Raw genomic sequence first — 12,134 nt, forward strand, 5'->3', positions numbered from 1 at the left:
CCGTGGCCACCGGTTTATTCATTCACGAGATCGCCCCATGTTCGACTCTCTTTCCATTCGCCTGAAAATCGTTCTGCTCTCCGGTCTGTGCCTGCTCGGCGTGGTTGCGCTGATCGTCGGCATGAACATCTACCAGACCAACCAGAACGACGAACTGGTCAGCCACTCCAGCAACCAGTTGCTCACCGCCAGTGTGCAGAACCTGCTGCAGGCCAAAGCCGCCGAGCAGGCGGTGCGGGTGCAGAAGACCTTTGGCGAGAGCCTGACGGTGATCACTGCGCTGGCCGACCAGATCAAGGACATGCGCGTGATGGCGGCCAAGCGTTCGCTGGAGGCTGGCGCCTTGCGCGAAGAGTTGAACCTGAGCCTGAAAACCGCTTTCGAGCGCAACGACAAAGTGCTCGGCATCTGGCTCGCCTTCGAACCCAATGGCCTGGACGGCAAGGACAGCGAGTTCGCCAACGATGCGGCGCGCCAGTCCAACGAAGCCGGACGTTTCGCCACGTACTGGAGCCGCGCCGCCGGTTCCGCGCTGAACACGATCATGGTCGAAGAAGACATGACCAAGACCACCCTCAGCCTCAGCGGCACGCCGTACAACAGCTGGTACACCTGCCCTCGCGACAACAAACGCACCTGCCTGCTCGACCCGTATGCCGACACCGTCGGTGGCAAGGAAATGCTCATGACGACCATTTCCGTGCCTTTGATCGTCGACGGCAAAGCCATCGGCGTGGTCGGCGTCGACATCGCCCTCGATGCCCTGCAAGCGGCGGCGGTGGATTCGCAGCGCAACCTGTTCAACAACGCCGGGCACATGCTCATCGTTTCCGGCAGCGGCGTGCTGGCTGCCGACAGTTCCGACGCTGCCAAAGTCGGCAAGAAAATCAGCGACACCCTCGCTGCCGATGGCAAGGATGTGCTGCAACTGCTCAGCACTGGGACGCCAAAGATTCTGGAACAGGGCGATCTGATCCGCGCCGTGTACCCGGTCGATCCGATTGGCAACTCGCGCGCCTGGGGCGTGGTCATCGATTTGCCGAAACAGGTGCTGCTGGCCGATTCGGTCAAGCTGCAAGCCGTACTTGATGATGCTCAGGAAACCGGTGTGCTCACCGCATTGGCGGTGGCTGTGGTTGCCGGTCTGCTGGGGTTGCTGCTGATCTGGCTCACCGCTTCCGGCGTCACCCGGCCGATCAACAGCGTCGCAGAGATGCTGAAGAACATCGCCAGCGGCGAAGGCGACCTGACTCAACGTTTGAACTACAGCAAGCAAGATGAACTGGGCGAACTGGTGAACTGGTTCAACCGCTTCCTCGACAAGCTGCAACCGACCATCGCGCAGATCAAACAGAGCATCAGCGAGGCGCGCGGCACTGCCGATCAGTCTTCGGAAATCGCCCGTCAGACCAGCGAAGGCATGCAAGTGCAGTTCCGCGAGATCGATCAGGTCGCCACCGCGTCCAACGAAATGAGCGCCACCGCCCACGACGTCGCCAACAGCGCCTCGAACGCCGCCAACGCGGCGAAAGGTGCCGACCAATCGGCCAAGGACGGCATGTCGATCATCGAGCGCAGCACCCGCGACATCAATCAGTTGGCCGACGAAGTCAGCAAAGCCGTGACCGAAGTCGAAGCGCTGGCGGTCAACAGCGAGCAGATCGGTTCGGTGCTGGAGGTGATCCGCAGCATCGCCGAACAGACCAACCTGCTGGCGCTCAACGCGGCCATCGAAGCGGCCCGCGCCGGTGAGAGCGGTCGCGGGTTTGCCGTGGTCGCCGACGAAGTGCGCAATCTGGCCAAACGTACGCAGGATTCGGTGGAGGAAATCCGTGTGGTCATCGAGCGGATTCAGACTGGTACGCGCGGCGTGGTCGCGACCATGCATTCGAGCCAGACCCAGGCCCACAACAACGCCGGGCAGATCCGTCAGGCCGTGGATGCACTGGGCAAGATCAGCGATGCGGTGACCGTGATCAGCGACATGAACCTGCAAATCGCCAGCGCCGCCGAACAGCAGAGCGCGGTGGCCGAAGAGGTCAATCGCAACGTTTCGGCGATTCGTACGGTGACTGAAACCCTGACTGAACAAGCCACTGAGTCGGCAGCGATCAGCAGCCAGTTGAATGCGCTGGCCAGTCAGCAGATGAAACTCATGGACCAGTTCCGCGTGTAACCGCCGACCAAAAATCACTACAAATCACTGTGGGAGCTGGCTTGCCAGCTCCCACAGGGTCAAGTGGCAACTCTGGAATCGGGGATTTCATCTGACCCGATAAGTTTTTGCACTATCATCGCCCTCTCGTTCCGGAGGGCCTTTGATGACTGATTTCCTCACGTCCATTCAAGCCGCACTCGGCTTGCCCCGCACGCCGATTCCGTTCACTGCCAGCGGCGCCCTGCCCTCGGCGTTCGCCGTCACCGATCTGGCCTGCGCCAGCATCGCCGCCGCCGGGCAAGCCATCTGCGAACTCTTGAATCAGCAAACCGGTCGCCTGCCCGAATTTGAAGTCAATCGCCGCCTGGCCTCGTTCTGGTTCGCCACCTCGATCCGCCCGATCGGCTGGCAACTGCCGCCGCTATGGGATCCGGTCGCCGGCGACTACGCGACGCAGGACGGCTGGATCCGCCTGCACACCAATGCCCCGCATCACCGCGCCGCCGCTGAAAGCGTACTCGGCGCCTGTACCGACCGCGCGGCGATGGCAGCCAAAGTCGCGCAATGGGCCAGCAAAGACCTGGAGCAAGCGGTGGTCGATGCCAAGGGCTGTGCCGCCGAGATGCGCAGTTGGGCACAGTGGCAACAACACCCGCAGGGGCTGGCAGTGAATGCCGAACGACTGGTGCAGTTCACTCAGGAGCAGGACGAAAACCCTCAAACCTGGCAAGGCTCGGTGACGCGACCGCTGGCGGGAATCAAGGTACTCGATCTGACCCGCGTGCTCGCTGGCCCGACCGCCAGCCGCTTTCTTGCCGGCCTCGGCGCCAATGTGCTGCGCATCGATCCGCCAACCTGGAACGAGCCAGGTGTGGTGCCGGAAGTCACCCTCGGCAAACGTTGTGCGCGGCTGGATCTGCACGATCCGACAGATCGCAGCGTGTTCGAACAGCTACTGAAAGACGCTGACATTCTGCTCCACGGCTACCGCGCCGATGCACTGGAGCAGCTCGGTTTCGCTGCCGAGCGCCGTCGGCAACTGGCACCGGGGTTGATCGACGTCTGCCTCAACGCCTACGGCTGGAGCGGCCCGTGGCAGAACCGCCGTGGCTTCGACAGCCTGGTGCAGATGAGCAGCGGCATCGCCGAGGCCGGGCAGCGCTGGAAGCAGGAGGACCAACCGACGCCGCTGCCGGTGCAGGCGCTGGATCATGCGACCGGGTATCTGATGGCGGCGAGCGCGATCCGTCTTTTGACGGAACGTTTGAAGACTGGCAACGGTGGCTCGGCGCGTTTGTCACTGGCGCGAACTGCCAAGTTGCTGATCGAGCATGGGCCGGGGACGAGTGAGGCATTGCGCGCTGAGGATGAGCAGGATCAGGGTTTACAGGTTGAGCAGACACCGTGGGGGCCGGCGCACCGGTTGCAGGCGCCGCTGCAGATCAGCGGCACGCAGGTGCAGTGGGCGTTGCCGGCCACAGAATTGGGTTCACATCTCCCACAGTGGTAGTGACTGCTCGGGCCCCATCGCTGGCAAGCCAGCTCCCACAGTGTCCGTGTCGCCCCCCTAATCTGTGAGCGCCCGGAAACCTGTGGGAGCTGGCTTGCCAGCGATGAGGCCAGTATTGGCAGCACACACTTCGGATCAGTCACCCCGGCTCAAGGACGTCCACAAAAGCTGCGCCGCATACCCTCGCCAAGGCCGCCAAGCCTCTGCGCGAACGGCCAATTCCCGCGCCGTCGGCCGTTGCCCTTCCAGTACTTCCAGCGCCCGCAACAACCCCACATCACCATGGGGAAACCCATCCATATCACGCAACTGCCGCAGCGCAATGTATTGCGCCGTCCAATCACCAATGCCGTGCAGGGCCAACAAGCGCGCCACCCCGCCATCGCGATTCGGTTCAAACAATAACGGATCATCGAGCAACGCCTGCGCCACGCCCGACAGCGTTCGCCCACGACTTCTGGGCATGCCCAGTGCGGCCAGATCCGCCGCTGCCAAAGCATCCGCCTGAGGAAAAACGTGAGTCAAACCCGCAAGCGTCGAACGCAACGGCACGCCATATTGCGCAACCAGTTTCCCCGCCAGCCGAATCGCCGCCACCACGCTAATCTGCTGCCCAAGCACCGCGCGAAACGCCAGTTCCAGCCCGTCCCACGCACCGGGAACCCGCAACCCCGGACGCTCGGCGAGCAACCGCGCCAGCAACGGATCTTGCACCAGATGCCGCTGCATCAACGACAGATCCGCATCCAGATCAAACATCCGCCGCAGCCGCGCAACGATCTCCGGCAGCACCGTTGAATCAGGAAAATCCAGCGTCACCTCCAGCGCATCAGCGGCACCAGGGCCGACCGAAACCGTGCCATGAACACCGTTCAAGCCGATGCTGCGTGAATAAACGCCATCGACCACGGTCTCCATCCCGACCACCGCCCGCGCGGCGAGAAAGCCCGACATCGCCGCCCAGTCATACGGCGGCTGATACTCAAGCGACAACCTCACAACGACAACAGCCCGCTGTACAAACCATACGCCGCCAGCCCGGCGCCGATGATCACGCAGGTAAAAATCCCTTTCTCGACCGTGGTGAACAACGGCTCGCCCTGCTCATGTTTGGCCTTGGCAAACAGGATCACCCCGGGCGCATACAGCAGCGCCGACAACAGCAAATACTTGACCCCGCCGGCATACAACAACCACACCGCATAGCACAGGGCGATGCCGCCGATCAGCAGATCCTTGGTGCGTTCGGCCGAGGCGTGTTCGTAGGTTTCACCGCGACCGCTCAGCAGCACTGCGTACGCCGCCGACCACAGGTACGGCACCAGAATCATCGACGAAGCCAGATAAATCAGGCTGGTGTAAGTGCCGGCCGAGAACAGCGTGATCAGCAGGAAAATCTGGATCATCACGTTGGTCAGCCACAACGCATTGACCGGTACATGGTTGGCGTTTTCCTTTTTCAGGAACGCCGGCATGGTCTTGTCCTTGGCCGTGGCAAACAGGATCTCGGCGCACAGCAGCGCCCAGGACAGCAACGCACCGAGCAACGAAACCGCCAGGCCAATGCTGATCGCCAGCGCGCCCCACGGCCCGACGATGTGTTCCAGCACCGCCGCCAGCGAAGGGTTCTGCAGGGTGGCCAGTTCCGGTTGGCTCATGATCCCCAGCGACAGCACGTTAACCAGTACCAGCAACGCCAGCACACCGATAAAGCCGATCACGGTGGCGCGGCCGACGTCGCTGCGTTTCTCCGCCCGCGCCGAGTACACGCTGGCGCCCTCGATGCCGATGAACACAAACACGGTGACCAGCATCATGTTGCGCACCTGATCCATCACCCCGCCGAAACTCGGGTTGCTGCGGCCCCAGATGTCGCGGGTGAAGATGTCAGCCTTGAACGCCACGGCGGCGATGACAATGAACATGATCAGCGGCACGATCTTCGCGACCGTGGTCACTTGATTGATGAAGGCCGCCTCCTTGATCCCGCGCATCACCAGAAAATGCACGGCCCACAACAAGACCGAGGCGCAGCCGATGGCGACGGGCGTGTTGCCCTGGCCAAACACCGGAAAAAAGTAACCGAGGGTGCTGAACAGCAAAACGAAATAACCGACGTTGCCCAGCCAGGCGCTGATCCAGTAACCCCACGCCGACGAGAAGCCCATGTAGTCGCCGAACCCGGCCTTGGCGTAGGCATACACGCCGGAATCCAGCTCGGGTTTGCGGTTGGCGAGGGTTTGAAAGACGAACGCCAGGGTCAGCATGCCGATGGCAGTGATGCCCCAACCGATCAGAATCGCCCCGGCATCGGCGCGCGCCGCCATGTTCTGCGGCAACGAGAAAATCCCCCCGCCAATCATCGAACCCACGACCAGGGCGATCAACGCACCCAGGCGCAGCTTTTGCGTGGTTTGCGACATTCCAGTCTCCCTTTTCCAAACAACTGGTTCTCAGAACCTGTTTACACCTGTGGCGAGAGTGACTCTCTGTGGCGAGGGGATTTATCCCCGATGGGTGGCGAAGCCGCCCTTAAATTCAGTTAGCGCGGTTTGGGGGCGGCTTCGCCACCCATCGGGGCGATACGACGTTTCGCTAAATCCCCTCGCCACAAGATAGACGTGTTCATCGAACATTAACTAAATGGATAAACACTAATAACGTTTATTGGATAACACCGAAAAACGCCCACTTATATATAGCCGATGACGCTAACGCCTAGCACGTTAAGACAGTTTTGTGCGCTGATCCTAATAAATCAATTCTGTACTGAAAACAGATGCCGAAAATTTGCCAAAAGCTGAAAACGAACTAGCGTGATAATTCAAAAGTAATAATAGCCATTCCCAAAAACCTACAGCAAACCCTTCTAGGACGGGGCTTCCAGACAATAGCTTTATGCCTGCACCCGAGACCTAAGTCATTCATTAACAATGGAATGTGGCCATGCACTGATCTATGTCAGTTGTTCGAACAGTCAACAGTCCTACGCTGTGAACTCTTCTCTCCTGCAATGGAGTCATGCAATGTCTGAAGCTCCCGGAAAACTACGATTAGGTGCACTGGTTGCATTGGTAGTCGGCTCGATGATCGGTGGCGGGATATTCTCTTTGCCACAAAACATGGCCGCCAGCGCCGACGTCGGCGCGGTGCTGATCGGTTGGGCCATCACCGCTGTCGGCATGCTCACCCTCGCTTTTGTCTTCCAGACCCTCGCCAATCGCAAGCCTGACCTCGACGGCGGTGTCTACGCCTACGCCAAGGCCGGTTTTGGCGACTACATGGGTTTCTCATCCGCCTGGGGTTACTGGATCAGTGCCTGGCTGGGCAACGTCGGTTACTTCGTTCTGTTGTTCAGTACCCTCGGCTATTTCTTCCCGGTTTTCGGTGAAGGCAACACCGTTGCCGCGGTGATCGGCGCTTCGGTGCTGCTCTGGGCCGTGCACTTTCTGGTGCTGCGCGGGATCAAGGAGGCGGCCTTCATCAACCTGGTGACCACGGTGGCCAAGGTCGTGCCGCTGCTGCTGTTTGTATTGATCGCGCTCTTCGCGTTCAAACTGGACATCTTCACCGCCGACATCTGGGGCGTGAAAAACCCCGATCTGGGCAGCGTGATGAACCAGGTGCGCAACATGATGCTGGTCACCGTGTGGGTGTTCATCGGCATCGAAGGCGCGAGCATCTTCTCGGCCCGTGCGGAAAAACGTTCGGACGTGGGCAAGGCCACCGTCATCGGTTTCATCACTGTGCTGCTGTTTTTGGTGCTGGTGAACGTGCTGTCGCTGGGCATCATGACCCAACCGGAACTGGCCAAACTGCAGAACCCGTCGATGGCCGCCGTGCTTGAGCACGTGGTCGGTCACTGGGGTGCGGTGCTGATCAGCGTCGGCTTGATCATCTCGTTGCTGGGGGCCCTGCTGTCGTGGGTGCTGCTGTGCGCGGAGATCATGTTCGCCGCCGCCAAAGACCACACCATGCCGGAGTTCCTGCGCAAGGAGAACGCCAACCACGTACCGGTCAACGCCCTGTGGCTGACCAACGCGATGGTGCAGATTTTCCTCATCATCACCCTGTTCTCGGCCAGCACTTACCTGTCACTGATCTACCTCGCCACCTCGATGATTCTGGTGCCGTACCTGTGGTCGGCGGCGTATGCCCTGCTGCTGGCGGTACGTGGCGAAACCTACAAAGGCTTCGCAGCCGAGCGGCGCAAGGATCTGATCATCGGCGGCATCGCCCTGATCTACGCGGTCTGGCTGCTGTACGCCGGCGGCGTCAAGTACCTGCTGCTCTCGGCCCTGCTCTATGCGCCCGGCGCGATCCTGTTCGCCAAGGCCAAGCTCGAACTCAAACAAGCAATTTTCACCAACGTCGAGAAGCTGATTTTCGCCGCGGTGGTCGTCGGTGCCCTGGTGGCAGCCTACGGTCTCTACGACGGCTTCCTGACTCTGTAACACCTGATTGATTTGTTATCTGGAGGATCACTGCAATGACCACGGAAAAAGTTAAGTACGGCGTCCATTCCGAAGCCGGCAAACTGCGCAAAGTCATGGTCTGCTCCCCTGGTCTGGCCCATCAGCGGCTGACCCCGAACAACTGCGATGAACTGCTGTTCGATGATGTGCTGTGGGTTGCCCAGGCCAAACGCGACCACTTCGACTTCGTCACCAAAATGCGTGAGCGCGGGATCGACGTGCTGGAAATGCACAACCTGCTGACCGACATCGTCGCCATCCCGGAAGCACTGGACTGGATTCTCGAGCGCAAGGTCACCGCCGACTCGGTGGGCCTGGGCCTGATCAGCGAAGTGAAATCCTGGCTGAAAAGCCTGGAGCCGCGACACATCGCCGAATTCCTGATTGGCGGCGTGTCCGCCGATGATCTGCCGGACAGTTTCGGTGGCAAGACCATCCAGATGTTCCGCGACTTCCTCGGCCACTCCAGCTTCATTCTGCCGCCGCTGCCGAACACCCAGTTCACCCGCGACACCACCTGCTGGATCTATGGCGGCGTGACGCTGAACCCGATGTACTGGCCGGCGCGTCGTCAGGAAACCCTGCTGACCACTGCCATCTACAAATTCCACCCGCAGTTCACCAACGCCGATTTCGAGATCTGGTACGGCGACCCGGACAAGGACCACGGCAGCTCCACCCTTGAGGGCGGTGATGTGATGCCGATCGGCAACGGCGTGGTGTTGATCGGTATGGGCGAGCGCTCATCCCGTCAGGCCATCGGCCAACTGGCGCTGAACCTGTTCAAGAACAAAGCCGTGGAAAAAGTCATCGTCGCCGGTCTGCCGAAGTCCCGTGCAGCAATGCACTTGGACACCGTGTTCAGCTTCTGCGACCGCGACCTGGTGACGATTTTCCCGGAAGTGGTGAACCAGATCGTCGCCTTCACCCTGCGCCCTGACGAAAGCAAACAGGGCGGCATCGACATCCGCCGCGAAGAATCGAGCTTCCTCGACACCGTCGCCAAAGCCCTCAACCTGCCGAAACTGCGCGTGGTGGAAACCGGCGGCAACAGCTTCGCCGCCGAACGCGAGCAATGGGACGACGGCAACAACGTGGTGGCTGTGGAACCGGGCGTGGTCATCGGCTACGACCGCAACACCTACACCAACACCCTGCTGCGCAAGGCGGGTGTGGAGGTCATCACCATCAGCGCCGGCGAGCTCGGCCGTGGCCGTGGCGGCGGCCACTGCATGACCTGCCCGATCATCCGCGACCCGATCGATTACTAAACCTCTGAGCCCTGATCGCACTTATCCAGTGCGATCAGGGGGATAACCGATACCGAAGGAGATCCATCATGGCTTTCAACATTCACAACCGTAACCTGCTCAGCCTGGAACACCACACCCCACGTGAGCTGCGTTACCTGCTCGACCTGTCCCGCGATCTGAAGCGCGCCAAATACACCGGCACCGAGCAGCAACACCTGAAGGGCAACAACATCGCCCTGATCTTCGAAAAAACCTCGACCCGCACCCGTTGCGCGTTCGAAGTCGCCGCTTATGACCAGGGCGCCAACGTCACTTACATCGACCCGAACTCCTCGCAGATCGGCCACAAGGAAAGCATGAAGGACACAGCCCGCGTGCTGGGTCGCATGTACGACGCCATCGAGTACCGAGGCTTCAAACAGGAAATCGTCGAAGAGCTGGCCAAGTTCGCTGGCGTGCCGGTGTTCAACGGTCTGACCGACGAATATCACCCGACCCAGATGATCGCCGACGTGCTGACCATGCGTGAGCACGCCGACAAGCCAATCCACGAGATCAGCTACGCCTACCTCGGCGACGCGCGCAACAACATGGGTAATTCGCTGCTGCTGGTCGGCGCCAAACTCGGCATGGACGTGCGCATCTGCGCGCCGAAAGCGCTGTGGCCGCATGACGATCTGGTCGAGCGCTGCCACAAATACGCGGAAGAAAGCGGTGCGCGCATCACCCTGACCGAAGACCCGAAAGCCGCAGTCAAAGGCGTCGACTTCATTCACACCGACGTTTGGGTATCCATGGGCGAGCCGGTGGAAGCGTGGGCCGAGCGTATCCAGCAATTGCTGCCGTACCAGGTCAACAAAGAGCTGATGAAAGCCACCGGCAACCCGCGCACCAAGTTCATGCACTGCCTGCCGGCGTTCCACAACAGCGATACCAAGGTCGGCAAACAGATCGCCGAACAGTATCCGCACCTGGCCAACGGCATCGAAGTCACCGACGACGTGTTCGAATCGCCAGCCTGCATCGCCTTCGAGCAAGCGGAAAACCGCATGCACACCATCAAGGCGATTCTGGTCTCGACCCTGGCTGATCTGTAATTGATCGACACGGTCACTGTGGGAGCTGGCTTGCCAGCGATAGCGGTGTGTCAGCCGACAGAAATGCTGACGGATACACCGCCATCGCGGGCAAGCCCGGCTCCCACAGGGATCGCATTCGTCCTGCACGAACTCACTGTTTTCCAGAAGGACATGCACCATGCGTATCGTCGTAGCTCTGGGCGGTAACGCCCTGCTCCGCCGTGGCGAACCGATGACCGCTGACAACCAGCGCGCCAACATCCGCATCGCCACCGAGCAAATCGCCAAGATCCATCCCGGCAACCAACTGGTCATCGCCCACGGCAATGGCCCGCAAGTCGGCCTGCTGTCGCTGCAAGCGGCGGCCTATACCTCCGTCTCCCCCTACCCGCTGGACGTGCTCGGTGCAGAAACCGAAGGCATGATCGGCTACATCATCGAACAGGAACTGGGTAACTTGCTGGACTTCGAGGTCCCGTTCGCCACCCTGCTCACTCAGGTCGAAGTCGACGCCAACGACCCGGCCTTCAAGAACCCGACCAAGCCGATCGGCCCGGTCTACGACAAGGCCGAAGCGGAAAAACTCGCCGCCGAAAAAGGCTGGGCCATCGCGCCCGACGGCGACAAGTTCCGCCGTGTGGTCGCCAGTCCACGGCCAAAACGCATCTTCGAAATCCGCCCGATCAAGTGGCTGCTGGACAAGGGCAGCATCGTCATTTGCGCCGGTGGCGGCGGCATTCCGACCATGTATGACGAGAACCGCAACCTCAAGGGCATCGAGGCGGTGATCGACAAGGACCTGTGCTCCTCGCTGCTGGCTGAACAACTGGCAGCGGATTTGCTGGTGATCGCCACCGACGTCAACGCCGCGTTCATCGACTTCGGCAAAACGAGCCAGAAAGCCATCGCCGAGGCGCATCCGGACGAACTCGAACGACTGGGTTTTGCCGCAGGTTCCATGGGACCAAAGGTTCAGGCAGCCTGCGAATTCGCGCGCCATACTGGCAAGGTTGCGGTGATCGGTTCGCTGGCAGACATCGAAGCCATCGTCCAGGGCACCGCCGGTACTCGGGTCAGCACGGCGAAGCCCGGCATCAGCTATCGATAATTAGAAACTCCGGGGGCAGGCGTGAGGTCTGCCCTTCTCCCATGCCTTGAAAGGAGAAAACCATGGCCCAGTTCGAACCCGGTCATTTGCATATCGAGCGACATGCGTTGACTGACGACGACGTCAATTACAACGTGTGCCTCGACTATGAAGTGTTCACTGATCCCCAGAAAGGCAAAGGGATACAGTTCACTCTGCATGGCAACATGCAGGGCAAGGACATGAAGGAAACGTTTTTCCTGCCCAAGGAAGAGGCTTACAACTTCGCCCGCGACGTGACACGAATCGCCGAAAAATACGGGATTCCCAAGACTCACAGCCAGATCGGCTCGGTTCACAAACATTACGACTTGATGTTTGAAGACATCCGCAAGCAGCTGGATATGCATTCCGGGGATCCGGTCAATCTTGAGCATTTCGAGTAACCACCCATTGAGCGTTCCCACGCGGACGGTTCGACGCCTCGACATGGGAACGATCAGCGCAGAACACAGGATCGTTCCCACGCTCTGCGTGGGAACGCCGCCACGGACGCTCCGCGTCCGCTGTGA

At 60.4% G+C, this 12,134-nt stretch carries 9 protein-coding genes and 1 pseudogene; 8 read left to right on the forward strand and 2 right to left on the reverse strand.

Annotated features, from left to right (window positions below; translation table 11 throughout):
* Positions 1-310: 310 nt before the first annotated feature.
* The 3 genes and pseudogenes from ACVVH8_RS22915 to ACVVH8_RS22925 all read left to right on the forward strand — a co-directional run.
* Positions 311-1,318: pseudogene (locus tag ACVVH8_RS22915) on the forward strand (methyl-accepting chemotaxis protein); the annotation flags it as partial.
* A gap of 102 nt (positions 1,319-1,420) precedes the next feature.
* Positions 1,421-2,176 (forward strand): methyl-accepting chemotaxis protein, encoded by a 756-nt coding sequence (locus tag ACVVH8_RS22920; protein ID WP_371919311.1) that lies wholly within the window; start codon positions 1,421-1,423, stop codon positions 2,174-2,176.
* Positions 2,177-2,321: 145 nt separating this feature from the next.
* Positions 2,322-3,668 carry a CoA transferase gene (locus tag ACVVH8_RS22925; protein WP_475226509.1) on the forward strand — a complete coding sequence of 449 codons (1,347 nt, stop codon included), beginning with the start codon at positions 2,322-2,324 and terminating at the stop codon, positions 3,666-3,668.
* Positions 3,669-3,803: 135 nt separating this feature from the next.
* Here ACVVH8_RS22925 and ACVVH8_RS22930 read toward each other — a convergent pair whose 3' ends face one another.
* Positions 3,804-4,667 (reverse strand): DNA-3-methyladenine glycosylase family protein, encoded by an 864-nt coding sequence (locus tag ACVVH8_RS22930; RefSeq protein ID WP_475226511.1) that lies wholly within the window; start codon positions 4,665-4,667, stop codon positions 3,804-3,806.
* Complete coding sequence (arcD, locus tag ACVVH8_RS22935) at positions 4,664-6,091, reverse strand: arginine-ornithine antiporter (RefSeq protein WP_103303974.1); 1,428 nt, start codon at positions 6,089-6,091, stop codon at positions 4,664-4,666. The genes ACVVH8_RS22930 and arcD (ACVVH8_RS22935) overlap by 4 nt, the downstream gene beginning before the upstream one ends.
* A gap of 603 nt (positions 6,092-6,694) precedes the next feature.
* Here arcD (ACVVH8_RS22935) and arcD (ACVVH8_RS22940) point away from each other — a divergent pair.
* The 5 genes from arcD (ACVVH8_RS22940) to ACVVH8_RS22960 all read left to right on the forward strand — a co-directional run bounded on the left by arcD (ACVVH8_RS22940) (position 6,695) and on the right by ACVVH8_RS22960 (position 12,008).
* Positions 6,695-8,122: an arginine-ornithine antiporter gene (gene arcD / locus ACVVH8_RS22940; RefSeq protein ID WP_103303973.1), complete on the forward strand. Its 1,428-nt coding sequence runs from the start codon at positions 6,695-6,697 to the stop codon at positions 8,120-8,122.
* Between the two features lie 35 nt (positions 8,123-8,157).
* Positions 8,158-9,414 (forward strand): arginine deiminase, encoded by a 1,257-nt coding sequence (gene arcA, locus ACVVH8_RS22945; RefSeq protein WP_103303972.1) that lies wholly within the window; start codon positions 8,158-8,160, stop codon positions 9,412-9,414.
* 68 nt (positions 9,415-9,482) lie between these two features.
* A complete protein-coding gene (locus ACVVH8_RS22950) occupies positions 9,483-10,493 on the forward strand; it encodes an ornithine carbamoyltransferase (protein WP_064588896.1) in 1,011 nt (336 codons plus the stop codon).
* A gap of 160 nt (positions 10,494-10,653) precedes the next feature.
* Complete coding sequence (gene arcC / locus ACVVH8_RS22955; protein ID WP_475226514.1) at positions 10,654-11,583, forward strand: carbamate kinase; 930 nt, start codon at positions 10,654-10,656, stop codon at positions 11,581-11,583.
* 62 nt (positions 11,584-11,645) lie between these two features.
* Positions 11,646-12,008, forward strand: a complete 363-nt coding sequence (locus tag ACVVH8_RS22960; RefSeq protein ID WP_103303970.1) for a DUF5064 family protein — start codon at positions 11,646-11,648, stop codon at positions 12,006-12,008.
* Positions 12,009-12,134 lie beyond the last annotated feature (126 nt).

Source organism: Pseudomonas trutticola BRTCR10 (genome assembly GCF_056155105.1).

What these genes read in the sequence shown, in the direction of transcription:
- ACVVH8_RS22920 (WP_371919311.1), top strand. Translation starts at nt 1,421, where the DNA reads ATGCAAGTGCAGTTCCGCGAGATCGATCAGGTCGCCACCGCGTCCAAC.
- ACVVH8_RS22925 (WP_475226509.1), top strand. Translation starts at nt 2,322, where the DNA reads ATGACTGATTTCCTCACGTCCATTCAAGCCGCACTCGGCTTGCCCCGC.
- arcD (WP_103303974.1), bottom strand. Translation starts at nt 6,091, where the DNA reads ATGTCGCAAACCACGCAAAAGCTGCGCCTGGGTGCGTTGATCGCCCTG.
- arcD (WP_103303973.1), top strand. Translation starts at nt 6,695, where the DNA reads ATGTCTGAAGCTCCCGGAAAACTACGATTAGGTGCACTGGTTGCATTG.
- arcA (WP_103303972.1), top strand. Translation starts at nt 8,158, where the DNA reads ATGACCACGGAAAAAGTTAAGTACGGCGTCCATTCCGAAGCCGGCAAA.
- ACVVH8_RS22950 (WP_064588896.1), top strand. Translation starts at nt 9,483, where the DNA reads ATGGCTTTCAACATTCACAACCGTAACCTGCTCAGCCTGGAACACCAC.
- arcC (WP_475226514.1), top strand. Translation starts at nt 10,654, where the DNA reads ATGCGTATCGTCGTAGCTCTGGGCGGTAACGCCCTGCTCCGCCGTGGC.
- ACVVH8_RS22960 (WP_103303970.1), top strand. Translation starts at nt 11,646, where the DNA reads ATGGCCCAGTTCGAACCCGGTCATTTGCATATCGAGCGACATGCGTTG.